Raw genomic sequence first — 26,109 nt, 5'->3', positions numbered from 1 at the left:
CAAGCCGAACTATTTAGAGTTTTACTTTCAGATTCAATAAAATAAGAGAGGAAGTAAAATGACAATATTGACTCATACCCTCGGTTTTCCTCGCGTTGGCCTGCGTCGCGAGTTGAAAAAAGCGCAAGAGAGCTACTGGGCGGGGAACACAACGCGTGAAGCGTTACTGGCGGTGGGCCGCGAACTGCGCGCGCGTCACTGGGAGCAGCAGAAACAAGCGGGTATTGACCTGTTACCGGTAGGCGACTTTGCCTGGTACGACCATGTTCTGACCACCAGCCTGCTGTTAGGCAATGTGCCGGCTCGTCATCAGAACAACGACGGTTCCGTGGACATCGACACTCTGTTCCGCATTGGCCGTGGTCGCGCGCCAACCGGCGAACCGGCGGCGGCAGCGGAAATGACCAAATGGTTTAATACTAACTATCACTACATAGTACCGGAGTTCAGCAAAGGCCAGCAGTTCAGGCTTACCTGGACACAGTTGCTGGAGGAAGTGGACGAAGCGCTGGCGCTGGGGCATAAGATCAAACCCGTACTGCTGGGGCCTGTCACGTATCTGTGGCTGGGTAAAGTGAAAGGCGAGCCGTTTGACCGCCTGACGTTGCTGAAAGACATTTTGCCGGTGTATCAGCACGTGCTGGCTGAGCTGGCGAAGCGTGGTGTTGAGTGGGTCCAAATTGATGAGCCAGCACTGGTGCTGGAACTGCCGCAGGCGTGGCTGGATGCCTTCAAACCGGCTTACGACGCGCTCGCCGGCCAGGTGAAGCTGTTGCTGACGACCTATTTTGAAGGCGTGACGCCAAACCTGGACACTATTATCGTGCTACCGGTACAGGGGCTACATGTTGACCTCATTCATGGCAAAGATGATGTAGTGGAACTGCATCAACGTCTGCCGGTCGACTGGCTGCTCTCCGCAGGCTTGATTAACGGGCGTAATGTCTGGCGCGCCGATTTGACCGAAAAATACGCGCAGATTAACGCCATTGTGGGCAAACGCGCGCTGTGGGTAGCATCCTCCTGCTCTTTACTGCACAGCCCGATCGATCTCAGCGTCGAAACGCGTCTGGATACGGAAGTAAAAAGCTGGTTTGCCTTTGCGCTGCAAAAATGCGGTGAACTGGCGTTGCTGCGCGATGCGCTGAACAGCGGCGAAACGGCGGCGCTTGAGGAATGGAGCGTACCGATTCAGGCTCGTCGTCACTCCCATCGCGTACATAATGCCGCAGTAGAAAAACGCCTGGCGGCGATCACCGCGCAGGACAGCCAGCGTGAGAATCCGTATGAGGTGCGCGCTGAAGCGCAACGCGCCCGCTTTAAACTTCCCGCCTGGCCGACGACGACTATCGGTTCGTTTCCGCAAACCACGGAAATTCGCGGCCTGCGTCTGGACTTCAAAAAGGGCAACCTCGACGCGAACAACTACCGCACCGGCATCGCCGAACATATCAAACAGGCTATCATCGAGCAGGAGCGTTTAGGGCTGGATGTGCTGGTACACGGCGAAGCCGAGCGAAACGACATGGTGGAATACTTCGGCGAGCATCTGGACGGCTTCGTCTTTACCCAGAATGGTTGGGTGCAAAGCTATGGCTCCCGCTGTGTGAAACCGCCGGTAGTGATTGGCGATATCAGCCGTCCGGCACCGATTACCGTGGAGTGGGCGAAATATGCCCAGTCGCTGACCGACAAGCCGGTAAAAGGGATGTTGACCGGCCCGGTGACTATTCTTTGCTGGTCATTCCCCCGCGAAGACGTGACCCGCGAAACGATTGCGAAACAGATTGCGCTGGCGCTGCGTGATGAAGTCGCGGATCTGGAGGCGGCGGGGATCGGGATTATTCAGATTGACGAACCGGCGCTGCGTGAAGGTTTACCGCTGCGTCGCAGCGACTGGGACGCCTATCTGGAATGGGGTGTGGAAGCCTTCCGCATCAACGCGGCGGTGGCGAAGGATGAAACCCAGATCCACACCCACATGTGTTACTGCGAGTTCAACGACATTATGGATTCGATCGCCGCGCTGGACGCGGATGTGATCACCATTGAGACCTCCCGCTCGGATATGGAGTTGCTGGAGTCGTTCGAAGCGTTCGACTACCCGAACGAAATCGGGCCGGGCGTGTACGATATTCACTCGCCGAACGTGCCGAGCGTCGAGTGGATTGAAGCCCTGCTGAAGAAGGCGGCACAACGTATTCCGGCACAACGCCTGTGGGTGAATCCGGACTGCGGTCTGAAAACTCGCGGTTGGCCGGAAACCCGCGCGGCGTTAGCGAACATGGTCAAAGCGGCGCACAATCTGCGTCAGGCGAAATAACCCATCCTGACCGCTGCGTTTATCCGGCAGCAATGCGGCGCTACCCTTTGACGGGTAGCGCCCGTGTCTGACCTGATTAACAGCGCCTCTTTCTTCTCATTTCCCTTTTTCTTATTTTCCGCGCTGTCTTTTTCAGGATCTGGCTATTTGGCGATCTTGATAATAAAAAGGTTCTCCGTATGAATGACAACCAGGCGGATAGCGTCCCCGGAAGCAGCGCGGCGGATTTTATTGCCTCGCAGATCGTTTTTCCTGTCATGATCGCCCAGCGCTCTCATAGCACAAAACGAGGTTTTCCATTCTGTTATGTTCCCTGGCGACGATAAACGTCGCATTGTCTCATGGCGCTGGTGAACCTTATTTTTTAACGGAGATGTCTGACATGGCGGTAGCAGGTTGTCACGTAATGGCCAAACCCGGCGGCGCGATCTGCAATATTGATTGCACATATTGCTTCTATCTTGAAAAAGAGGCGCTGTACCCGGAACGCAATAAAAACTGGCGAATGTCGGACGAGACGCTGGAACAGTTTATACGCCAGCATATTGCCGCGCAGAGTGGCGACCGCATTGACTTTGCCTGGCAGTGCGGCGAACCGACCATGATGGGGCTGCCATTTTTCCGCCGGGTTGTCGCATTGTGTGAAAAGTACGGCGATGGGCGAAAAATCACTCATGCGTTACAGACGAACGGCATCCTGGTGAATGACGAGTGGGCGCGCTTTTTCGCTGAACAGCATTTTCTCATCGGTCTCTCTATCGACGGTCCGGCGTCGTTACACAACCACTATCGGCTTAATCGCGCTGGAAAAGGAACTCATGAACAGGTCGTCGCAGCCATGGCGCGGCTTAAAGCGCACCATGTTGACTTTAATACCTTAACCGTCGTGGGAAAACATAACGTCGGTCATGCAGCAGACGTCTACGAATTTCTTCTGGCGGCGGGATCGCGTTTTATTCAGTTTATCCCGCTGGTAGAGCGAATGAGCACCGATAACTCATCGGTACTTAATCTGGTGATGCCCGGCGAAAGCGCGGCAAAGCTGGCGCCATGGACGGTACCGTCGTGGCAATATGGCGAATTTCTCAACCAGATCTTTGATATCTGGGTTCGTCGCGACGTAGACCGCGTCTATGTGCAGATGTTTGACGTGGCGTTAGCCGCCTGGACGGCGCAGCAGCCGGTACTGTGTGTACATTCCGAGACTTGTGGACATGCCTTCGCGTTGGAGTCGAACGGCGATCTCTACAACTGTGACCACTTTGTCTACCCGGAGCATCTGCTGGGGAATATCCACCAGCACAGCATCAAAACCTTAAATAATAGCGAGCGGGCTATTGCGTTTGGCGAGGCCAAGCGGGAGACCCTGACCGCCGATTGTCGTCGCTGTGACTACCGCTTTGCGTGTCATGGCGGCTGTCCGAAGCATCGCTTTGCCGTCTCGCCGTCCGGTCATCCTGCGCATAATTACTTGTGTACGGGCTATAAACATTTTTTCCAGCACGTTACGCCGTATATGAATGTCTGGCGGGAGCTGCTGGCGCAAGGCTATCCGATGGCATCGATCATGCGCTGGCTGGCGCAGGACGCGCGTAAAGACACAGGAGCCGTCAGTCGTAACCATCTCTGTCCCTGCGGCAGCGGCAAAAAATATAAAAATGCTGTGGTAAAGCATAGCTAACGTGGCGATGACGATTTGTTGAGCCTACACCGACTCCGGTCTCGTAGGCCCAACAAACATCGTAATGCGCTGTGGTTAGCCTTTTTTCCCACCGTACTGCGCGAACCATTCCAACATTCTTTGCCAGCCGTCTTTCGCTGAGGCTTCGTGGTAGCCCGGACGATAATCGGCATTAAACGCGTGCCCTGCATCGGGATAGACCACGATTTCCGCCTTCGCATTAGCGGCGCGTAGCGCCTGACGCATGGTTTCCACGCTCTCCTGTGGAATACTGGTATCCTGCCCGCCGTATAAACCCAGTACCGGCGCGTTAAGATCGGTGGCGATATCAACGGGATGCTTCGGCGAATTGAGTGACGTGTCGCCCACCAGCTTGCCGTACCACGCTACCGCTGCTTTTAACTGTGGGTTGTGCGCGGCGTATAGCCAGGTAATCCGGCCTCCCCAACAAAAACCGGTGATCATCAGCCGATGCGCATCCCCGCCGTTGCGCGAAGCCCAACTGGCGACGTGATCCAGGTCGGCAAGGACTTGCGAATCGGGTACTTTAGCCACCAGCCCGCTCAATAATGTGGGTATATCGGCGAAATCATTGGGGTCGCCTTCGCGGAAATAGAGCTCCGGCGCGATAGCGAGATAGCCTTCCAGCGCCAGTCGTCGGCAAATATCGCGAATGTGTTCATGTACGCCAAAAATTTCCTGTACCACAATGACCACAGGCAGCGCGCCGTCGCTTGCCTTTGGTCTGGCGTAATAGGCTGGCATATCGTCGCCCTGAGAGGGGATCGACGTTATCCCCGCGCTAATGGCCCCATCAGGTGTATGAATCATCGTAGGGGCAAGTGGGGAAGCTGCAGGTGCAAAGCCGGATGGATGTGTCGTTGTCATGGTATTCTCCGTACCCTTAAAAAATAGCGCAATCTTAACTATAGACAGTGTGTAACAAACCACATTGCCTTAAAGCGGCTATCTTTTGTGCAATGCTTGGCGATATTGATTATTTATTGTGATGCACATCACTTTTTAATGGTAAACGAGTGCAATTGTTTTACGCCATAGTGATGGCTGTCACGAAAATATCTTTATGCCTTAGGTAAAGTGTCTTTTTGCTTCTTCTGACAAACCCGATTCACAGAGGAGTTTTATATGTCCAAGTCTGATGTTTTTCATCTCGGCCTCACCAAAAACGATTTACAAGGGGCCCAGCTCGCCATCGTCCCTGGCGATCCTGAGCGTGTGGAAAAGATCGCCGCGCTGATGGATAAGCCGGTTAAGCTGGCATCTCACCGCGAATTCACCTCCTGGCGCGCTGAGCTGGATGGTAAAGCAGTTATCGTTTGCTCTACCGGTATCGGCGGCCCGTCTACCTCTATTGCCGTGGAAGAACTGGCGCAACTGGGTATTCGTACCTTCTTGCGTATCGGCACCACGGGGGCTATTCAGCCGCACATCAACGTCGGCGACGTTCTGGTAACGACCGCATCCGTACGTCTGGATGGGGCAAGCCTGCATTTTGCGCCGATGGAATTCCCGGCGGTTGCCGACTTTGCCTGCACCACCGCGCTGGTTGAAGCCGCGAAATCGATTGGCGCCACGACTCACGTTGGCGTAACCGCCTCTTCCGACACTTTCTATCCGGGTCAGGAACGTTACGACACCTATTCTGGCCGCGTTGTTCGTCGCTTCAAAGGCTCTATGGAAGAGTGGCAGGCAATGGGCGTGATGAACTACGAAATGGAATCCGCTACGCTGTTAACCATGTGCGCAAGCCAGGGTTTACGCGCAGGTATGGTGGCGGGCGTTATCGTTAACCGTACCCAACAAGAGATTCCGAATGCGGAAACGATGAAACAAACTGAAAGCCACGCGGTGAAAATTGTCGTGGAAGCGGCCCGTCGTCTGCTGTAATTCTCCTCTCTTTTGCAAAGGCCGACGCGTTCGGCCTTTTCTTTTTGCGTGGCGCCTCGCAGGAAATCCCTTTTAAACTGGACGTTTATACAGCACAATTCTATTTTGTGCAGGACAGTGTGGTTCCAGGAGAGGTGTTGTGGATATTACTCTTATGATAAGCGCCGTCGTGGCGCTGGCGGCTGGGGCGGTGATTGGCTGGCTGGCGACGAAAGCGCACGCCGATCAAATCCGCGCCGATCTTATCGAAGAACGGCGTGAGCTGGATATTGAACTTAGCGCGGCCCGGCAGCAATTAGCGCAAGAAGCGCACTGGCGCAGTGAATGCGAGTTACTTAATAACGAACTGCGTAGCCTGCACAGTATTAATACCTCTCTGGAAGCCGATCTGCGTGAAGTCACGACTCGTCTGGAAGCGACTCAACAACACGCGGAAGACAAAATCCGTCAGATGATCAACAGCGAACAGCGTTTAAGCGAGCAGTTTGAAAATCTGGCGAACCGTATCTTTGAACACAGTAATCGTCGCGTAGACGAACAAAACCGACAAAGCCTGAATAGCCTGCTGACGCCGCTGCGTGAGCAACTGGACGGTTTTCGCCGCCAGGTTCAGGAGAGTTTTGGCAAAGAAGCGCAGGAGCGGCATACGCTGGCGCACGAAATTCGTAATTTGCAGCAGCTTAACGCGCAAATGGCGCAGGAAGCGATCAACCTGACGCGCGCCCTGAAAGGGGACAATAAGGCACAAGGAAACTGGGGCGAAGTTGTGCTGGCGCGGGTGCTGGAGGCATCCGGACTGCGTGAAGGCTACGAATACGAAACCCAGGTCAGTATTGAGAACGATGCGCGCTCGCGGATGCAGCCGGATGTCATCGTCCGCTTGCCGCAGGGCAAAGATGTGGTCATCGACGCTAAAATGACGTTAGTCGCCTACGAGCGTTACTTTAACGCTGAAGATGACTATACGCGCGAGGCCGCTTTACAAGAGCACATCGCCTCGGTGCGCAATCATATTCGCTTACTGGGGCGTAAAGACTACCAGCAGCTTCCCGGCCTCCGCTCGCTGGACTATGTTCTGATGTTTATCCCCGTAGAACCCGCTTTCCTGCTGGCGTTAGATAAACAGCCCGAACTGATAACCGAGGCGCTGAAAAATAACATTATGCTGGTAAGCCCCACGACGCTGCTGGTGGCGTTACGGACAATCGCCAACCTGTGGCGCTATGAACACCAGAGCCGCAATGCGCAGCACATCGCAGACAGAGCCAGTAAGCTCTACGATAAAATGCGGTTGTTCGTTGATGATATGTCAGCGATCGGTCAGAGTCTGGATAAAGCGCAGGATAACTACCGCCAGGCGATGAAAAAACTTGCGTCGGGGCGTGGCAACGTTTTGGCGCAGGCGGAGGCCTTCCGGGGGCTAGGCGTGGAAATCAAACGCGAGATTAATCCGGATTTAGCGGAACAGGCCGTTACGCAAGATGAAGAATATCGTTTACGATCGATCCCTGAAGGGCGGCAGGATGAACATTATCCCAATGATGAACGGGTGAAGCAGCAGTTAAGTTAACCCATACGGAGTAGTTTAGTCCTGGCGCAGAGTAGGGCAAATTGGCCCAATCTGTTACACTTCTTGAACATTTTTATCGATAAGCAGGCACTGAGATGGTGGAAGATTCACAAGAAACGACGCACTTTGGCTTTCAGACCGTCGCTAAAGAGCAGAAAGCTGACATGGTGGCCCACGTTTTTCATTCTGTGGCGTCAAAGTACGATGTGATGAATGATTTAATGTCATTTGGCATTCATCGTTTGTGGAAGCGCTTCACCATTGATTGCAGTGGCGTGCGTCGTGGACAAACCGTTCTCGATTTAGCGGGCGGGACGGGCGATCTTACCGCGAAATTTTCACGTATGGTCGGGGAAACTGGCAAAGTTATCCTGGCGGATATTAATGATTCTATGCTCAAAATGGGGCGTGAGAAGCTGCGTAATATCGGCGTGATCGGCAACGTAGAGTATGTGCAGGCGAATGCCGAAGCTCTGCCTTTCCCTGATAATACGTTTGATTGCATTACCATTTCGTTTGGTTTGCGCAATGTAACGGAAAAAGAAAAAGCGCTGCGGTCAATGTTCCGTGTGTTGAAACCCGGCGGACGTTTACTGGTGCTTGAATTTTCCAAGCCTATCATTGAGCCGCTGAGTAAAGCGTATGACGCCTATTCTTTCCATATTTTACCGCGTATTGGCTCGATGGTCGCGAACGATGCGGATAGCTATCGGTATCTCGCGGAATCCATCCGTATGCATCCCGATCAGGATACCTTAAAAGCCATGATGCAGGACGCCGGATTTGAGAGCGTGGATTATTACAATCTGACGGCGGGCGTTGTGGCATTGCACCGTGGTTATAAATTCTAGGAGGGTGGAATGCCTTTTAAACCCTTAGTGACCGCAGGAATTGAAGGTCTCCTCAATACGTTTCTGTATCGTTCGCCAGCGCTGAAATCAGCCAGAACGCGCTTACAGGGAAAAGTACTGTGTGTGAAACTAAAGGGATTTTCGACGCCATTAGTCCTGGTATTCAGTGAACGCCAGGTTGATGTGCTGGGGGCATGGGAAGGCGAAGCGGACTGTACGGTAATCACTCAAGCTAGCGTTTTGCCAAAACTACGCGATCGTCAGCAGTTGGCCGCGCTTATTCGCAGCGGCGAACTGGAAGTGCAGGGCGATATTCAGGTCGTGCAAAATTTTGTGGCGCTCGCCGATCTCGCCGAATTCGATCCTGCGGAGCTGTTGGCGCCATACACGGGTGATATTGCGGCGGAAAGTATCGGTAAGGTCGTGCGTGGCGGGGCTAAATTCCTGCGCCACGGGTTTCAACGCCAGCAGCGTTATGCCGCTGAAGCGATCACTGAAGAGTGGCGTATGGCGCCTGGCCCGCTGGAAGTCGCATGGTTTGCCGAAGAAACCGCGGCTGTTGAGCGCGCCGTAGATTCTCTGACCACACGGCTGGAAAAACTGGGGGCCAAATGACGCCAGGTGAAGTACGGCGCCTATATTTCATCATCCGCACGTTTCTAAGCTACGGCCTTGATGAACTCATCCCCCGAATGCGTCTTACACTGCCACTCCGATTATGGCGCTATTCGCTGTTCTGGATGCCAAACCGGCATAAAGATAAATTGCTGGGTGAACGATTAAGACTGGCGTTGCAAGAGCTGGGACCGGTCTGGATCAAATTTGGTCAGATGCTCTCCACGCGCCGTGACCTGTTCCCGCCGCAAATCGCCGATCAGCTCGCTTTGCTCCAGGATAAAGTCGCGCCATTCGATGGTCGGCTGGCGAAAGCCCAGATTGAAGAGGCGATGGGGGGGCTACCTGTCGAAGCCTGGTTTGACGACTTTGATATCCAGCCTTTAGCGTCGGCGTCAATCGCCCAGGTACATACCGCGCGATTGAAATCAAACGGTAAAGAAGTGGTTATTAAGGTCATTCGCCCGGATATTTTGCCGGTAATTCAGGCAGACCTGAAACTGATTTATCGCCTTGCTCGCTGGGTACCACGCCTGTTGCCGGATGGGCGTCGTCTGCGCCCGACGGAAGTGGTGCGTGAGTATGAGAAAACGCTGATCGATGAGCTGAATCTGCTGCGGGAATCGGCCAACGCGATTCAGTTACGTCGCAATTTTGAAAATAGTCCCATGCTGTATATCCCGGAGGTGTACTCCGATTACTGTAGCCAGAACATGATGGTGATGGAGCGGATATATGGCATTCCGGTTTCGGATGTGGCGGCGCTGGAAAAGAACGGCACCAACATGAAACTGCTGGCGGAACGCGGAGTTAAAGTTTTCTTCACCCAGGTTTTCCGCGACAGCTTTTTCCATGCGGACATGCATCCGGGAAATATTTTTGTCAGTCATGAACACCCTGAAAATCCGCAATATATCGGCATTGACTGCGGTATCGTCGGGTCGCTAAACAAAGAAGATAAGCGTTATCTGGCTGAAAACTTTATCGCGTTTTTTAATCGCGATTACCGAAAGGTGGCGGAGCTGCATGTCGATTCAGGTTGGGTTCCGCCAGATACCAACGTTGAAGATTTTGAGTTTGCCATCCGCACCGTCTGTGAACCTATTTTTGAAAAGCCGCTCGCGGAAATCTCGTTTGGTCATGTGTTGTTAAACCTTTTCAATACAGCGCGTCGATTTAACATGGAAGTCCAGCCGCAACTGGTGTTGTTGCAGAAAACATTATTGTATGTTGAAGGGGTTGGGCGGCAACTTTATCCTCAGCTTGATTTGTGGAAAACGGCGAAGCCGTTTCTTGAGTCCTGGATCAAAGATCAGGTGGGTATTCCGGCTCTCACGCGGGCTCTTAAAGAAAAAGCGCCGTTCTGGGTCGAAAAAATGCCAGAAATACCTGAACTGGTGTACGACAGTTTGCGCCAGGGCAAATATTTACAGCACAGTGTTGATAAGATTGCGCGCGAGTTACAGGTAAACCATGTGCGCCAAAGTCAGTCTCGTTATTTATTGGGAATTGGCGCAACGCTGTTACTGAGCGGGTCATTCTTACTCGTCAACCGCCCTGAATGGGGATTGATGCCTGGCTGGCTCATGGTCGGCGGCGTAGTGGTCTGGCTGGTTGGCTGGCGTAAAACTCGTTGAGATTTTTTATCGCTCAACGCCGGTTGTGTCACGCAGGTACATATTATCACTCGAGGCAATACTCAGGCCGCAAGTCAATGTCGTCCCGGTCGTATGTAAAAGTATGTGAATAGGACGGGCGAAAGCGGCTAACAAAGAGGCAGCGCGAAGGATAATGTGTATAATGCGGCCCTAATAATTCATCATCTATCACAGAGGAACATGTATGGGTGGTATCAGTATTTGGCAGTTGTTGATTGTTGCCGTTATCGTCGTACTGCTGTTCGGCACCAAAAAACTCGGTTCCATCGGTTCCGATCTTGGCGCGTCTATCAAAGGCTTTAAAAAGGCCATGAGCGATGATGATGCCAAACAGGATAAAACCAGTCAGGACGCTGATTTTACCGCTAAATCTATCGCGGATAAGCAAGGCGAAGCGAAAAAGGAAGACGCTAAAAGCCAAGATAAAGAGCAGGTATAATCCGTGTTTGATATCGGTTTTAGCGAACTGCTGTTAGTGTTCGTTATCGGCCTCATTGTGTTGGGGCCGCAACGATTGCCAGTAGCGGTAAAAACGGTAGCGGGCTGGATTCGCGCGTTGCGCTCCCTTGCGACAACGGTTCAGAATGAACTGACTCAGGAACTGAAACTTCAGGAGTTCCAGGACAGTCTGAAAAAAGTCGAAAAGGCGAGCCTGGAAAATCTGACTCCCGAACTGAAAGCATCTATGGATGAACTGCGTCAGGCGGCGGAGTCGATGAAACGCACCTACAGCGCTAACGATCCCGAACAAGCGAGCGATGAAGCGCATACCATCCATAATCCGGTGGTAAAAGGGAACGAAACGCAGCATGAGGGCGTCACCCCTGCCGCCGCTGAAACACAGGCGAGCGCGCCGGAACAAAAGCCGGAGCCCGTTAAAGCTAACGTGCCTGAGTCGACGGAAACCGCTTCCGTAGCCGCGATAGACGCCGAGAAGAAATCCGCTGCGCCTGTTGTCGAATCTTCCCCCTCGTCGAGTGATAAACCGTAAACATGGCTGTAGAAGATACTCAACCGCTTATCACGCATCTGATCGAGTTGCGTAAGCGCCTGCTAAACTGCATCGTCGCAGTACTTCTGATTTTTCTGGCGTTAATTTATTTCGCCAATGATATTTATCATTTAGTCGCCGCACCGCTGATAAAACAGATGCCGCAAGGGGCGACAATGATTGCGACGGATGTGGCGTCGCCGTTTTTTACGCCTATCAAACTCACCTTCATGGTGTCTTTGATCTTATCCGCGCCTGTCATTTTGTACCAGGTTTGGGCCTTTATCGCCCCGGCGCTGTATAAACACGAGCGTCGTCTGGTCGTACCGCTGCTGGTATCCAGTTCGCTGCTTTTTTACATTGGTATGGCCTTCGCCTATTTTGTCGTATTCCCTTTGGCCTTTGGTTTCCTGACGCATACGGCGCCGGAAGGGGTACAGGTTTCGACAGATATCGCCAGCTATCTGAGCTTTGTCATGGCGCTTTTTATGGCCTTTGGCGTAGCCTTTGAGGTGCCGGTGGCGATTGTGTTGCTGTGCTGGATGGGCATCACCACGCCAGAAGATTTGCGTAAAAAACGGCCTTATATCCTGGTCGGGGCATTCATTGTGGGGATGCTGCTTACGCCGCCAGATGTCTTCTCGCAAACGTTGCTGGCGATACCGATGTACTGCCTGTTTGAAATTGGCGTTTTCTGCTCACGCTTTTATGTCGGTAAGCGACGGACGCGCGACGAAGATAACGAGGCCGAGACCGAAAAGGCCGAGCACACTGAAGACTAAACACAACCGCCCGCCAGGGCGGTTGTCATATGGGGGCAAGCATGTTTGATATTGGCGTTAATTTAACCAGTAGCCAGTTTGCAAAAGATCGTGATGATGTGGTCGCCCGTGCGTTTGCGGCAGGAGTAAAAGGTATGCTACTGACCGGAACGAACATCCATGAAAGTCAGCAGGCGTTAAAACTGGCGCGGCGCTACCCCCATTGTTGGTCGACGGCTGGCGTCCATCCCCATGACAGCAGTCAGTGGTCATCTGCGTCTGAAGACGCCATTATTGCGCTGGCGAACCAGCCGGAAGTCGTCGCTATCGGTGAGTGCGGGCTGGATTTCAATCGCAATTTTTCCACGCCGCAGGAGCAGGAGCGTGCCTTTCAGGCGCAGCTACAAATTGCCGCCGAATTGCAGATGCCAATCTTTATGCACTGCCGGGACGCGCATGAGCGATTTCTGGCATTGCTTGATCCCTGGCTGGATAGTCTTCCTGGTGCAATACTGCACTGCTTTACCGGTTCACGCCAGCAAATGCAGGCCTGTGTGGACAGAGGGCTCTATATCGGTATTACCGGGTGGGTTTGCGACGAACGACGCGGGCTTGAGCTACGTGAACTCTTACCGTTTATTCCAGCGGAAAAGCTACTGATAGAAACCGACGCGCCGTATCTGTTGCCCCGCGATCTTACGCCGAAACCAACGTCACGACGCAACGAGCCCGCATATCTGCCTCACATCCTGGAGCGCATAGCGCTATGGCGTGGTGAAGATCCGCAATGGTTAGCGGCGATGACAGATGCCAATGCCAGAACCTTATTTGAGGTCGTATTCTGAACGATCGCTAAATCTTGCGAAAACCGGTGTTTTTTACGCTCTGCTTCACTTCTTTATTGAGTAAATTAAGCAGTAACATCGAACGCGTTTCGCCATCCGGTTCGGTAAAAATCGCTTTCAGCCCTTCAAATGCGCCTTCCGTGATGATGACGCTATCGCCGGGATAGGGGGTTTCAGGATCGACAACGCCTTCGGGCTTGTAGATAGAAAGCTGATGAATAACGCTGGAAGGCACGATCGCAGGATGCGCGCCAAAGCGCACAAAATGGCTGACGCCGCGCGTGGCGTTGATTGTAGTGGTATGTATCACTTCCGGATCAAATTCAACGAACAGATAATTAGGAAAGAGCGGTTCGCTGACGAAGGTACGTTTTCCGCGTACCATTTTTTCCAGGGTGATCATCGGTGTCAGGCAACTTACCGCTTGTCTTTCGAGGTGTTCCTGAGCACGCTGAAGTTGCCCGCGTTTGCAGTACAGTAAATACCAGGATTGCATAATGACTCTTATCCGCTTGTTCGGGGCGCAAGCATAGCAAAAGCCATGCGCGAAGTTAATTATACACTTCATCCTTTAAGCCGTATCTGGATTAGCGTTGGTTGCCAGAGTTCACGCTAATTTAACAAAAATACAGCATCCCGATGATGAACGCCGTATAATGATGCGCTTACCAAGAGGCTACAATGGACGCCATGAAATATCACGATTTACGCGACTTCCTGACGCTACTTGAGCAGCAGGGGGAACTAAAACGCATCACGCTACCTGTGGATCCTCATCTGGAAATCACGGAAATCGCTGACCGCACGCTGCGTGCCGGTGGACCGGCGTTGCTGTTTGAAAATCCTAAAGGTTACGCCATGCCGGTGCTGTGCAACCTTTTTGGCACGCCAAAACGCGTGGCGATGGGCATGGGGCAGGATGATGTTTCCGCCTTACGGGAAGTGGGTAAATTATTAGCGTTTCTGAAAGAACCTGAGCCGCCGAAAGGCTTTCGCGATCTGTTTGACAAGCTGCCGCAGTTTAAGCAAGTGCTGAATATGCCGACGAAACGGTTACGCGGCGCGCCTTGCCAGCAGAAAATCGCGTCTGGCGATGATGTCGATTTAACGCGTCTTCCTGTCATGACCTGTTGGCCGGACGACGCCGCGCCGCTGATTACCTGGGGACTGACGGTAACGCGTGGCCCGCACAAAGAACGGCAAAACCTGGGCATTTATCGTCAGCAGTTGATAGGTAAAAATAAGCTGATTATGCGCTGGCTGTCTCACCGCGGCGGCGCGTTGGATTTTCAGGAGTGGTTAGCCGCGCGTCCGGGTGAACGTTTCCCGGTCTCCGTCGCATTGGGCGCCGATCCGGCGACGATACTTGGCGCCGTGACTCCTGTTCCCGATACTCTGTCGGAGTATGCCTTTGCGGGCCTGCTGCGCGGCACGAAAACTGAAGTGGTTAAATGCCTTTCTAACGATCTGGAAGTGCCTGCCAGCGCCGAGATTATCCTTGAAGGTTACATTGAGCCGGGAGAGATGGCGCCGGAAGGACCGTATGGCGATCATACGGGCTATTATAATGAAGTGGATAACTTTCCGGTCTTTACCGTCACGCATATTACGCAGCGTGAGGATGCCATCTATCACTCCACCTATACCGGGCGTCCGCCCGATGAGCCTGCGGTATTAGGGGTGGCGCTCAATGAAGTCTTCGTGCCTATTCTGCAAAAACAGTTTCCGGAAATCGTCGACTTTTATCTGCCGCCGGAAGGGTGTTCTTACCGCCTGGCGGTAGTGACGATGAAAAAGCAGTACGCTGGTCATGCGAAACGCGTCATGATGAGTGTCTGGTCGTTTTTGCGCCAGTTTATGTATACGAAATTTGTTATCGTTTGCGATGATGACGTTAACGCACGCGACTGGAATGATGTGATCTGGGCGATTACCACCCGTATGGACCCTGCGCGGGATACGGTGCTGGTTGAAAATACGCCGATTGACTACCTGGATTTTGCCTCGCCGGTCTCCGGGCTGGGTTCAAAAATGGGGCTGGATGCCACAAACAAATGGCCGGGCGAAACCCAACGCGAGTGGGGTCGTCCTATTGTTAAAGATCCTGAAGTTACCGCGCGTATTGATGCGATTTGGGATGAGCTGGCTATCTTTAAATAACTGAAAGCGGACATCGACATTTCAGGCTGCGGCGACTCGGCTTGAAAAATGTCGGTATTGACCCGACACCCGACAGAGGGAGCGCATGACAACCTTAAGCTGTAAAGTGACCTCGGTAGAAGCTATCACCGATACCGTATATCGGGTTCGTTTAGTGCCGGACGCGGCGTTTTCATTCCGCGCTGGTCAGTATTTGATGGTCGTAATGGACGAGCGTGACAAACGCCCGTTTTCGATGGCCTCAACGCCGGACGAGAAAGGGTTTATTGAATTACACATTGGCGCTTCCGAGCTCAATCTGTATGCGATGGCGGTCATGGATCGAATTCTGAAAGACCGGGAAATCGTCGTCGATATTCCGCATGGCGACGCCTGGCTACGTGACGATGAAGAGCGTCCGTTGATTCTGATCGCGGGCGGTACGGGCTTTTCTTATGCACGCTCCATCCTGTTGACGGCGTTAGCGCGCAACCCGGCCCGCGATGTTACCATTTACTGGGGCGGTCGCGAAGAAAAGCACCTCTATGATCTCTCTGAGCTGGAAGCACTCTCTGTTAACCATCCTAATTTGCGTATTGAACCTGTTGTCGAGCAGCCGGAAGAAGGCTGGCGTGGACGTACAGGAACGGTACTTACGGCGGTATTGCAGGATTATGGTACGCTGGCGGGGCACGATATTTATATTGCCGGACGTTTTGAGATGGCGAAAATCGCCCGCGATCTGTTCTGTCATGAGCGTAATGCGCGGGAAGATCGTCTGTTTGGCGATGCGTTCGCATTTATTTAACTATTTTATGGGACGCAGTAGCGTCCCTTTTTACGTTAGCCTACCTAAAAGTCCTCTTAAATATTAATTAATCGTCAACTATAAAACCTTATGATATTGAATATCTACAGGCTTTGTATTGCGTGTAATAAATTAAGTAATATTATGTCCTGAGGCTATCAATAAAAATAGTTAATTATATATGCTTCATTTATTTTTATAAAAGAAACATAAAATGGAAAGTTAGTTATTTATTTATAAGATGGAGAGTGTTATGAAATTTAAATATGCTTTAACTTCTCTCGCATTATCTGTTGCAATTTTGTCATCAGTACCTTCTACTGCTTTCGCCATCGGCGGCGCCAGCGGCGCTAAAGTGGACTATCAGGTCCAGGGAAAAATTGGCGAAGTTGTTATGAACCCCTATGATATCGCGCCGCTAACCGCCGTTATTCGTAATGGCGGTTACCAGTTACGTGACGTGCATGTGCGGATTGTACCCAAAGAAAATGGCCAGGAGATCGCGTATAAAGTTAATAATAAATACCTTTTAACGTATGGCGGTATTCCCGTCTTTGGTCTTTACCCGGATTATGTCAATACCGTTGAAGTTGAATATACAAGAATCCAGGGTAGTAAAACCGAAAATATAAAAGAAAGCTATAAAATGTATGCACCGCCTGCTTATAGTGAATCAGCGGGTACAAAAGAAGAACAATCAGCACTCTTTACTATCGATGTTAAAAAGGTTTCCCCAGAATTTAAAGATCGCTTGTATCTTTTGAATAATACGAAAGATAAGTCTGGGAATGGAACGCGTACTGTCTGGAACAACCCTACTGGGGGTGCATTAGAATGGAACTTCACTACAGCTAACGCTATTATCGACACCTCCGGTGATATTCGTTGGTTTATGAATCCAAGTTCAATTTATGATTTAAAGTCAATTTATCGTGCTGGCGTTATGATGGGCTTTAAACAAAACCAGGATGGCGCACTATCGTGGGGCTACGGTCAGCGTTATGTGAAATACGATATCATGGGGCGTGAAATCTTCAACCGCCGCCTGCCGGATAATTATAACGATTTTTCACACTCAATGGATAACGCGCCCAACGGTCACTACTTCCTGCGTGTAGCCAGCTCTAACTATAAACGTCCTGATGGGAAAAATGTTCGTACCGTGCGTGATGTGATTGCCGAAGTTGATCAGAACGGCGTGGTAGTGGATGAATGGCGTCTGTTTGATATCCTCGATCCTTATCGTGATGTGATAATGAAAACCCTCGATCAGGGCGCAGTGTGCCTGAATATCGACGCCAGCCAGTCCGGCCATACGTTGAGCGAAGAAGATCTGGCGGCGCTGGACTCCTCCGACAAATTCGGGGATATCGTGGGTAGTGGGGCTGGCCGCAACTGGGCGCATGTCAACAGCGTCGACTATGACAGTGAAGATGATTCCATCATCATCAGCTTCCGCCACCAGAGTGCGATTATCAAAATCGGTCGCGATAAGAAAGTGAAGTGGATACTTGGTACGCCTGCTGGCTGGAAAGCGCCATTTAATGCCGCAATTCTGACGCCTGTGGATAGCAAAGGCCAAAAAATTTCCTGCCAGGAAAGTGGCTGTGAGGGTGACTTCGACTGGACATGGACGCAACATACGGCCTTTAAAATTGATAGTAAGAGTAAAGGCGATATCTTATACCTTTCCGCTTTCGACAATGGTGATGGCCGCGGCTTAGAACAGCCTGCTATGCAGAGTATGAAATACAGCCGCTCCGTGATTTACAAAATCGACCAGAAAAACAAGACAGTCCAACAGATCTGGCAATACGGTAAAGAGCGCGGGAACGAGTGGTTTAGCCCGGTAACCTCTATCACCGAGTACCAGACTGACAAGAATTCTGTGTTCGTGTATTCCGCAACAGCAGGTGGTGAGTTTGATTTGTCGGTAGGCGCATTTACCAGCTTGCCTAACCCGTATCTGGAAGAGTTCAGATGGGGAGAAAAAGAGCCTGCGGTCGAAATGCAAATACATGGTGCGCGTGGATATCAGGCTATGCCATTTAGCCTGACCAAAGCGCTTACTGAGTAGAGCAGGCCACACGGTGAAAAAACCCGCCCCTGACGGGCGGGAAAAACGGCAACTAAACTGTTCCCCGTCATAACTCACGCTGCCTCTTTGTTGGCTGCCTTTGTTCACCCCGGGCATATAGTTATCTATGTTCCCGGGGATTCGCTCAGTTGCCGCCGCGCTGCAACGTGAATTATTTAGGGGACATTATCTTTAATTAAACCCGCTCAAACACCGTGGCGATGCCCTGACCCAGACCAATACACATCGTCGCCAGACCAAACTGCGCGTCTTTGCGCTCCATCAGGTTGATAAGCGTGGTGCTGATACGTGCTCCGGAGCAGCCGAGCGGATGGCCAAGCGCGATCGCGCCGCCGTTGAGGTTGATCTTCTCGTCTATCTGCTCCATCAATCCCAGATCCTTAATGCATGGCAGGATCTGTGCGGCAAACGCTTCGTTCATCTCAAACACATCGATATCGCTGGCCGACAGTCCCGCTTTTTTCAACGCCAGTTTTGACGCCGGAACCGGCCCGTAACCCATAATTGACGGATCACAACCCACCACTGCCATTGAGCGAATACGGGCGCGAGGTTTCAGACCCAGCTCACGGGCACGACTTTCGCTCATTACCAGCATGGCGGCTGCGCCATCGGAAAGCGCGGATGAGGTGCCCGCCGTGACCGTGCCACTAACCGGATCAAATGCCGGACGCAGCGTTGATAGCGCTTCGACCGTGGTTTCCGGGCGGATCACTTCATCGTAGTTAAACTGCTTCAACACGCCGTCTGCATCATGACCGCCAGTCGGGATAATCTCCGTTTTGAATGCGCCAGACTGGGTGGCGGCCCAGGCGCGAGCGTGAGAACGCGCGGCGAACTGGTCCTGCATTTCCCGGCTAATGCCGTGCAGGCGGGAGAGCATTTCCGCCGTTAGCCCCATCATCCCTGCTGCTTTGGCGACGTTGCGGCTCAGACCCGGGTGAAAATCCACGCCGTGGCTCATCGGCACGTGCCCCATATGCTCCACGCCGCCAACCAGACAAACCTGCGCATCGCCGGTCATGATCATTCGCGCTGCATCGTGTAACGCCTGCATCGAGGAACCACACAGACGGTTGACGGTGACCGCCGGTACCGAATGGGGAATTTCTGCCAGCAGCGCGGCGTTACGGGCAATGTTGAAGCCTTGCTCCAGCGTTTGTTGTACGCAGCCCCAGTAAATATCATCGAGGGTCGCCGCTGTAAGCGACGGATTACGCGCCAGCAGGCTACGCATTAAGTGGGCGGAGAGATCTTCTGCCCGCACGTTGCGAAACGCGCCGCCCTTCGAACGGCCCATCGGGGTGCGAATGGCATCGACAATGACAACCTGTTCCATTGTGACTCCTTAAGCCGTTTTCAGAGAACCAACCGGACGGGCTGGTTCAACCGGGGGATAATACGGTTCGTTATGGCGCGTTTTATCACGCAGCCCTTCCGGCACTTCATACAGCGGGCCGAGGTGTTGATACTGCTGCGCCATATCAAGATATTTCGCGCTGCCCTGTGTATCCAGCCAGCGGAATGCGCCGCCGTGGAACGGAGGGAAGCCCAGGCCGTAGACCAGCGCCATATCGGCTTCCGCCGGGCTTGCGATAATGCCTTCTTCCAGACAGCGAACCACTTCGTTAATCATCGGGATCATCATACGGGCGATTATCTCGTCGTCGCTGAAGTCGCGTTTCGTCTGACTGACGCTTGCCAGCAGGTCATCCACCGCAGCATCTTCTTCTTTCTTCGGCTTACCCTTGCTGTCTTCTTTATAGCGCCAGAAGCCCAGACCGTTTTTTTGCCCAAAACGGCTGGCGTCAAACAATGCGTCGATCGCGTCGCGATACTCTTTCTGCATCCGTTGTGGGAAGCCTGCCGCCATTACCGCCTGCGCGTGGTGGGCGGTATCAATACCCACCACGTCGAGCAGATAGGCCGGGCCCATCGGCCAGCCGAACTGTTTTTCCATCACTTTATCGACTTTGCGGAAATCCGCGCCGTCGCGCAGCAGTTGACTGAAACCGGCGAAATAGGGGAACAGCACGCGGTTAACAAAGAAGCCGGGGCAGTTGTTGACTACAATCGGTGTCTTGCCCATTTTGCTGGCCCAGGCGACGACTTTGGCAATGGTTTCGTCTGAACTCTTCTCGCCGCGAATGATTTCAACCAGCGGCATCCGGTGTACCGGGTTGAAGAAGTGCATTCCGCAAAAGTTTTCCGGACGTTCCAGGGCGCTTGCCAGTTCGCCAATTGGGATGGTGGAGGTATTTGAGGCCAGCACGGTTTCTGGGCGCACTTTCTGCTCGGTTTCCGCCAGTACCGCTTTTTTGACTTTCGGATTTTCGACTACCGCTTCGACAACAACATCTACGCGATCGAAACCGGCATAATCGAGAGTCGGGTGGATGGTCGAAATGACGCCCGCCAGCTTCAGACCGTCGATCTTGCCGCGCTCCAGCTGTTTGTTCAGCAGCTTGGCCGCTTCGGTCATGCCGAGGTTCAACGATTTATCGTTGATATCTTTCATGATGACCGGTACGCCTTTCCAGGCCGACTGGTAAGCGATACCGCCGCCCATAATGCCCGCGCCCAGTACGGCTGCCTGTTTCGGCGTCTCAATATCTTTGGTCAGCTTTTTGGCTTTACCTTTTACATATTGATCGTTGAGGAAGATACCGACCAGCGCACGAGCCTCATTGGTATGCGCCAGCGGAACAAAGCTTTTATTTTCCAGATTCAGCGCTTCTTCACGACCAAAACGCGCGGCGGCTTCAATGGTTTTCACTGCGGTCATCGGCGCCGGATAATGTTTACCCGCCGTTTGTGCGACCATGCCTTTAGCGATGGTAAAGCTCATCGCCGCTTCAATTTTGCTGAGTTTCAACGGTTCCAGTTTCGGCTGGCGTTTAGCTCTCCAGTCGAGATCGCCGGTAATGGCCTGGCGTAACACCGCTATCGCGCCTTCAATTAGCTTCTCTTGTTTGACCACGCCGTCCACAAGGCCGATTTTCAGCGCGTGCTCAGCACCGACATCTTTACCTGCCGCGATAATCTCCAGCGCGCTGTCCGCGCCCAGCATACGCGGCAGACGAACGGAGCCGCCGAAACCCGGCATGATGCCCAGTTTAGTTTCCGGCAGACCGATACGGAGGTCTGGCGTCGCCAGACGGTAATCGGTCGCCAGCACGCATTCACACCCGCCGCCCAGCGCATAGCCGTTTACGGCGGCAAGGGTCGGTACGGGTAAATCTTCCAGACGGTTAAAGACGCTATTAGCGAAATGCAGCCATTGGCTTAACTGCTCTTCGGGGACGAGGAACAGTGAAAGAAATTCGGTGATGTCCGCGCCGACAATAAAGGCCGCTTTATTAGAGCGCAGCAGCAGCCCTTTTAAATCGTGTTGCTTTTCCAGCACCTCAAGCGCCTGGCCGAGGCTGGCGACGGTTGCGGTGTCGAGTTTATTGACCGAGCCTGGAGCATCGAACACCAGTTCGGCGATGCCATCTTCCAGCCAGTCGAGGTACAGGGTGTCGCCTTTATAAAGCATGTCAGTCTCCTGAATCCACAAGGTGATCTGGTCGTATCAGATGAAGCGAAGTGTGTATTTTGTGTTAATAAAATGCAAATAAATGATTAAAGAAATGCCGATGTGATCACGCTCGGCAGAGATCACGCTCTCGTGGGGCGATGTGCTAAGATGCGGAAACTTGAGGTCAAAAAAACAGAAGGGTAAAAAATGGAATCACTGGCCGCGCTCTATAAAAATCATATTGTTACCTTACAAGAACGGACGCGCGATGTTCTGGCGCGCTTTAAGCTGGATGCGTTACTTATTCATTCCGGCGAGCTTTTCAACGTCTTTCTCGACGATCACCCTTATCCGTTTAAGGTCAATCCGCAGTTTAAAGCGTGGGTGCCGGTAACTCAGGTTCCAAATTGCTGGCTGCTGGTCGATGGCGTCAACAAACCCAAATTGTGGTTTTATCTGCCGGTCGATTACTGGCATAACGTTGAACCGCTGCCAACGTCATTCTGGACAGAAGAAGTCGAGGTCGTCGCCTTACCGAAAGCGGATGGCATCGGCAGCCAACTTCCTGCCGCGCGTGGCAATATCGGCTATATCGGCCCGGTTCCTGAGCGCGCGCTACAATTGGATATCGCCGCCAGCAACATCAACCCGAAAGGTGTTATCGACTATCTGCATTACTACCGCGCCTATAAAACGGATTATGAACTGGCCTGTATGCGCGAAGCGCAGAAAATGGCGGTGAGCGGTCATCGGGCGGCGGAAGAGGCCTTCCGTTCCGGCATGAGCGAGTTTGACATCAACCTGGCGTACCTGACCGCCACGGGACATCGCGATACCGATGTTCCGTACAGCAACATTGTGGCGCTGAACGAACATGCCGCCGTGCTGCATTACACGAAACTGGATCATCAGGCACCGTCTGAAATGCGCAGTTTCCTGCTGGATGCGGGCGCGGAATACAACGGCTACGCGGCGGATCTGACGCGGACCTGGTCGGCGAAAAGCGATAACGACTACGCCCACCTGGTGAAAGATGTTAACGACGAACAGTTGGCGCTGATCGCTACCATGAAGGCGGGCGTTAGCTATGTGGATTATCATATTCAGTTCCATCAGCGCATCGCAAAGCTGCTGCGTAAGCATCAAATCATTACCGACATGAGTGAAGAGGCGATGGTGGAAAATGATCTCACCGGGCCGTTTATGCCGCACGGTATTGGTCATCCGTTGGGTCTGCAGGTACACGATGTGGCCGGGTTTATGCAGGATGATTCCGGTACGCATCTCGCCGCGCCGTCCAAATACCCGTATCTGCGCTGCACGCGTGTGTTACAGCCGCGAATGGTGTTGACCATCGAACCGGGGATTTACTTCATCGAATCGCTGTTAGCGCCGTGGCGCGAAGGGCCATTCAGCAAGCACTTCAACTGGCAGAAAATTGAAGCGCTCAAGCCTTTCGGCGGTATTCGCATTGAAGATAACGTGGTCATCCACGAAAACGGCGTGGAAAACATGACGCGGGATTTAAAACTGGCGTAATGGACAGTTGGTTAATCCCTGCAGCGCCGGTCACCGTTGTTGAAGAGATCAAAAAAAGCCGCTTTATTACGCTATTGGCGCATACCGATGGCGTAGAGGCGGCGAAAGCGTTTGTTGAGTTAGTCAGAGCTGAGCACCCTGATGCGCGCCACCATTGTGCGGCGTGGGTGGCGGGTGCGCCGGACGACTCACAACAACTGGGCTTTTCAGACGACGGCGAGCCGGCGGGAACGGCAGGCAAGCCGATGCTTGCGCAATTGATGGGCAGCGGCGTCGGAGAAATTACTGCCGTCGTCGTGCGCTACTATGGTGGTATTCTGCTGGGTACGGGCGGGCTGGTAAAAGCCTATGGCGGCGGTGTGAATCAGGCATTACGTCAGCTTGCCACACAACGCAAGACGCCATTAACCGAATATACTTTGCAGTGTGAGTACGGTCAGTTGGCCGGAATCGAAGCATTATTAGGACAGTTTGCCGGGAAGATCGTTTCCAGCGATTATCAGGCGTCTGTTCGGCTCAGGGTGGCGCTTCCTTTTGCTCATGTGAATGCATTTTCCACAAAACTGGCGGATTTTAGCCGTGGTTCATTGCAATTGTTAGCGATTGAAGAATAATCCCCACCTCATTTTTAAGAATAAAGGAAGCGGCAGAGATGCATTTTCGCGCCATTACCCGAATCGTTGGACTACTGGTTATCTTATTTTCGGGGACAATGATTCTCCCGGGACTGGTAGCGCTAATATATCGTGATGGCGCAGGAGGAGCGTTCACGCAGACCTTTTTTGTCGCGCTGGCGATCGGTTCCATACTGTGGTGGCCAAATCGTAGGGAAAAGGGCGAGCTGAAATCCCGCGAAGGATTTCTTATCGTGGTGCTGTTCTGGACCGTGCTGGGCAGCGTGGGTGCGCTGCCGTTTATTTTCTCGGAAAGCCCAAACCTCACCATTACCGATGCTTTTTTTGAATCGTTCTCCGGGTTAACCACCACGGGCGCCACTACGCTGGTGGGGCTGGATTCATTACCGCACGCCATTCTCTTTTATCGTCAGATGCTGCAATGGTTTGGCGGTATGGGGATCATTGTGCTGGCGGTGGCGATTCTCCCTGTCCTCGGCGTCGGGGGGATGCAGCTCTATCGGGCAGAAATGCCGGGGCCGCTCAAAGATAACAAAATGCGCCCGCGTATTGCCGAGACGGCGAAAACGCTGTGGCTTATCTATGTCTTGCTAACGGTAGCCTGCGCGCTGGCGCTATGGTTTGCAGGGATGCCCGCGTTTGACGCTATCGGACACAGCTTCTCCACTATCGCTATCGGCGGCTTCTCAACGCATGACGCCAGCGTAGGCTATTTTGATAGTCCCACTATTAATACCATCATCGCTATTTTCCTGCTGATCTCCGGTTGTAACTATGGCCTGCATTTCTCTTTATTAAGCGGGCGTAGCCTGAAGGTATACTGGCGCGATCCGGAATTCCGCATGTTCATCGGCGTACAGTTGACGCTGGTGGTGATCTGCACGCTGGTACTGTGGTTCCATAATATCTACGACTCGGCGCTGACAACGCTAAATCAGGCGTTCTTCCAGGTTGTGTCGATGGCGACAACGGCAGGGTTTACCACGGACAGCATTGCGCGCTGGCCGCTGTTTTTGCCCGTCTTGCTGCTATGTTCCGCGTTTATTGGCGGTTGCGCCGGGTCAACGGGCGGGGGGTTAAAGGTCATCCGTATTCTGTTGTTATTTAAACAGGGGAACCGCGAACTCAAACGTCTGGTGCATCCGAATGCCGTTTACAGTATTAAGCTGGGGAACCGGGCGCTGCCAGAGCGTATTCTGGAAGCCGTCTGGGGATTCTTTTCTGCCTACGCGCTGGTATTTATCGTCAGTATGCTGGCCATTATCGCTACAGGCGTAGATGATTTCTCGGCTTTCGCCTCGGTAGTGGCTACGCTTAATAACCTGGGACCGGGGCTGGGGGTGGTTGCTGATAACTTCGCCAGTATGAATCCGGTTGCGAAATGGATACTCATCGCCAACATGCTATTTGGTCGTCTGGAAGTATTCACTTTGCTGGTACTTTTTACCCCGACTTTCTGGCGTGAATAATGGAGTAACACGTGAAAACATTGATTCTTTTCTCTACCCGGGACGGACAAACGCGCGAAATTGCCTCTTATCTGGCTTCTGAACTCAAAGAGATGGGGATCTGGGCCGATGTCGTTAATCTGCATCGCGCAGAAGAGCCTGACTGGGATAGCTATGATCGCGTAGTGATTGGCGCGTCTATTCGTTATGGTCATTACCACAGCGCCTTTCAGGAGTTTGTTAAGAAATATGCCACGCGGTTGAACGGAATGCCGAGCGCCTTTTATTCCGTTAACCTGGTGGCGCGTAAAGCTGAAAAACGGACGCCGCAGACTAACAGCTACGCGCGTAAGTTTTTAATGAGTTCTCCGTGGCGACCTGACTACTGTGCCGTCATTGCAGGCGCGCTTCGCTATCCCCGCTATCGCTGGTATGACCGTCTGATGATCAAGCTTATTATGAAGATGTCGGGCGGCGAAACGGATACCAGTAAAGAAGTGGTGTACACCGACTGGGAGCAAGTTGCGCACTTTGCCCGTGAAATAGCCCATTTAACCAACAAATCGTCGGCAAAATAAACGCAAAGAATAAAAAGTGCGCACTCAGAAAATTATTTTAAATTTCCTCTTGTCAGGCAGAAATAACTCCCTATAATGCGCCACCACTGACACGGAACAACGGCACACAGGCCGCCGGGTCAGCGGGGTTCAGACCAGAAT

21 protein-coding genes and 1 pseudogene are annotated in these 26,109 nt (G+C 52.6%); 18 read left to right on the top strand and 4 right to left on the bottom strand.

The features are described 5' to 3' along the window. Positions 1-58: 58 nt before the first annotated feature. Positions 59-2,323 carry a 5-methyltetrahydropteroyltriglutamate--homocysteine S-methyltransferase gene (gene metE, locus AAYN39_RS00470; protein WP_000154198.1) on the top strand — a complete coding sequence of 755 codons (2,265 nt, stop codon included), beginning with the start codon at positions 59-61 and terminating at the stop codon, positions 2,321-2,323. Positions 2,324-2,657: 334 nt separating this feature from the next. Beyond that, a pseudogene (locus tag AAYN39_RS00465) lies at positions 2,658-4,000 on the top strand (anaerobic sulfatase maturase). A 79-nt stretch (positions 4,001-4,079) separates the two neighbouring features. On the opposite strand, the gene AAYN39_RS00460 reads toward AAYN39_RS00465, so the two are convergent. Continuing rightward, entirely contained in the window at positions 4,080-4,892 is an 813-nt protein-coding gene (locus AAYN39_RS00460) for a dienelactone hydrolase family protein (protein WP_000213959.1), read from the bottom strand. Between the two features lie 258 nt (positions 4,893-5,150). Here AAYN39_RS00460 and udp point away from each other — a divergent pair, with 258 nt between their 5' ends. The 9 genes from udp to tatD all read left to right on the top strand — a co-directional run bounded on the left by udp (position 5,151) and on the right by tatD (position 13,203). Then, the gene (gene udp / locus AAYN39_RS00455; protein WP_000045169.1) at positions 5,151-5,912 is read left to right on the top strand and encodes a uridine phosphorylase; all 762 of its coding nucleotides are present in this window, start codon (positions 5,151-5,153) and stop codon (positions 5,910-5,912) included. A gap of 139 nt (positions 5,913-6,051) precedes the next feature. Continuing rightward, complete coding sequence (rmuC, locus tag AAYN39_RS00450; protein WP_000355562.1) at positions 6,052-7,482, top strand: DNA recombination protein RmuC; 1,431 nt, start codon at positions 6,052-6,054, stop codon at positions 7,480-7,482. A gap of 95 nt (positions 7,483-7,577) precedes the next feature. Continuing rightward, positions 7,578-8,333 carry a bifunctional demethylmenaquinone methyltransferase/2-methoxy-6-polyprenyl-1,4-benzoquinol methylase UbiE gene (ubiE, locus tag AAYN39_RS00445; RefSeq protein ID WP_000229009.1) on the top strand — a complete coding sequence of 252 codons (756 nt, stop codon included), beginning with the start codon at positions 7,578-7,580 and terminating at the stop codon, positions 8,331-8,333. A 9-nt stretch (positions 8,334-8,342) separates the two neighbouring features. Next, positions 8,343-8,948, top strand: coding sequence for a ubiquinone biosynthesis protein UbiJ (gene ubiJ / locus AAYN39_RS00440; RefSeq protein WP_001116094.1), 606 nt, complete (start codon positions 8,343-8,345; stop codon positions 8,946-8,948). Further along, a complete protein-coding gene (gene ubiB, locus AAYN39_RS00435; protein WP_000187559.1) occupies positions 8,945-10,585 on the top strand; it encodes a ubiquinone biosynthesis regulatory protein kinase UbiB in 1,641 nt (546 codons plus the stop codon). The genes ubiJ and ubiB overlap by 4 nt, the downstream gene beginning before the upstream one ends. Positions 10,586-10,790: 205 nt before the next feature. Next, positions 10,791-11,045: a Sec-independent protein translocase subunit TatA gene (gene tatA / locus AAYN39_RS00430; RefSeq protein ID WP_000508972.1), complete on the top strand. Its 255-nt coding sequence runs from the start codon at positions 10,791-10,793 to the stop codon at positions 11,043-11,045. 3 nt (positions 11,046-11,048) lie between these two features. After that, positions 11,049-11,597 carry a Sec-independent protein translocase protein TatB gene (tatB, locus tag AAYN39_RS00425; protein ID WP_000459611.1) on the top strand — a complete coding sequence of 183 codons (549 nt, stop codon included), beginning with the start codon at positions 11,049-11,051 and terminating at the stop codon, positions 11,595-11,597. A gap of 2 nt (positions 11,598-11,599) precedes the next feature. Then, complete coding sequence (gene tatC, locus AAYN39_RS00420) at positions 11,600-12,379, top strand: Sec-independent protein translocase subunit TatC (RefSeq protein WP_000257554.1); 780 nt, start codon at positions 11,600-11,602, stop codon at positions 12,377-12,379. Between the two features lie 41 nt (positions 12,380-12,420). Continuing rightward, positions 12,421-13,203, top strand: a complete 783-nt coding sequence (gene tatD / locus AAYN39_RS00415; protein WP_000459642.1) for a 3'-5' ssDNA/RNA exonuclease TatD — start codon at positions 12,421-12,423, stop codon at positions 13,201-13,203. A 7-nt stretch (positions 13,204-13,210) separates the two neighbouring features. Here the strand turns inward: tatD and rfaH are convergent, their stop codons facing one another. After that, complete coding sequence (gene rfaH, locus AAYN39_RS00410; protein WP_001192407.1) at positions 13,211-13,699, bottom strand: transcription/translation regulatory transformer protein RfaH; 489 nt, start codon at positions 13,697-13,699, stop codon at positions 13,211-13,213. Between the two features lie 185 nt (positions 13,700-13,884). Between rfaH and ubiD the strand changes: the two genes are divergently transcribed. The 3 genes from ubiD to AAYN39_RS00395 all read left to right on the top strand — a co-directional run bounded on the left by ubiD (position 13,885) and on the right by AAYN39_RS00395 (position 18,227). Then, positions 13,885-15,363 (top strand): 4-hydroxy-3-polyprenylbenzoate decarboxylase, encoded by a 1,479-nt coding sequence (ubiD, locus tag AAYN39_RS00405; RefSeq protein WP_000339761.1) that lies wholly within the window; start codon positions 13,885-13,887, stop codon positions 15,361-15,363. 85 nt (positions 15,364-15,448) lie between these two features. Beyond that, positions 15,449-16,150 (top strand): NAD(P)H-flavin reductase, encoded by a 702-nt coding sequence (gene fre / locus AAYN39_RS00400; RefSeq protein WP_000209828.1) that lies wholly within the window; start codon positions 15,449-15,451, stop codon positions 16,148-16,150. Positions 16,151-16,403: 253 nt separating this feature from the next. Then, on the top strand, positions 16,404-18,227 hold the full coding sequence (locus AAYN39_RS00395; RefSeq protein WP_000669894.1) for an aryl-sulfate sulfotransferase: 1,824 nt from the start codon (positions 16,404-16,406) through the stop codon (positions 18,225-18,227). A gap of 196 nt (positions 18,228-18,423) precedes the next feature. Here the strand turns inward: AAYN39_RS00395 and fadA are convergent, their stop codons facing one another. Further along, positions 18,424-19,587 carry an acetyl-CoA C-acyltransferase FadA gene (fadA, locus tag AAYN39_RS00390; RefSeq protein ID WP_000438778.1) on the bottom strand — a complete coding sequence of 388 codons (1,164 nt, stop codon included), beginning with the start codon at positions 19,585-19,587 and terminating at the stop codon, positions 18,424-18,426. Between the two features lie 9 nt (positions 19,588-19,596). Beyond that, on the bottom strand, positions 19,597-21,786 hold the full coding sequence (gene fadB, locus AAYN39_RS00385; protein WP_000966004.1) for a fatty acid oxidation complex subunit alpha FadB: 2,190 nt from the start codon (positions 21,784-21,786) through the stop codon (positions 19,597-19,599). Between the two features lie 189 nt (positions 21,787-21,975). Here fadB and pepQ point away from each other — a divergent pair, with 189 nt between their 5' ends. From pepQ to hemG, 4 genes are read left to right on the top strand one after another with little or no spacing between them, the layout of a single operon-like run. Beyond that, positions 21,976-23,307: a Xaa-Pro dipeptidase gene (gene pepQ / locus AAYN39_RS00380; RefSeq protein WP_000444529.1), complete on the top strand. Its 1,332-nt coding sequence runs from the start codon at positions 21,976-21,978 to the stop codon at positions 23,305-23,307. After that, positions 23,307-23,921, top strand: coding sequence for an IMPACT family protein (locus AAYN39_RS00375; RefSeq protein ID WP_000378910.1), 615 nt, complete (start codon positions 23,307-23,309; stop codon positions 23,919-23,921). Before pepQ ends, AAYN39_RS00375 begins: the two co-directional genes overlap by 1 nt. Positions 23,922-23,959: 38 nt before the next feature. Continuing rightward, positions 23,960-25,411, top strand: coding sequence for a Trk system potassium transporter TrkH (trkH, locus tag AAYN39_RS00370; RefSeq protein ID WP_000545686.1), 1,452 nt, complete (start codon positions 23,960-23,962; stop codon positions 25,409-25,411). An 11-nt stretch (positions 25,412-25,422) separates the two neighbouring features. Beyond that, entirely contained in the window at positions 25,423-25,968 is a 546-nt protein-coding gene (gene hemG, locus AAYN39_RS00365) for a menaquinone-dependent protoporphyrinogen IX dehydrogenase (RefSeq protein ID WP_000853982.1), read from the top strand. The last annotated feature ends 141 nt before the right edge of the window (positions 25,969-26,109 follow it).

Origin of the sequence: Salmonella sp. K21076, assembly GCF_039650795.1 — a bacterium.
Lineage (GTDB): Bacteria > Pseudomonadota > Gammaproteobacteria > Enterobacterales > Enterobacteriaceae > Salmonella > Salmonella enterica.
Note: the sequence above shows the minus strand (reverse complement) of the source record. Positions and strands in the feature narration are given on the sequence as shown.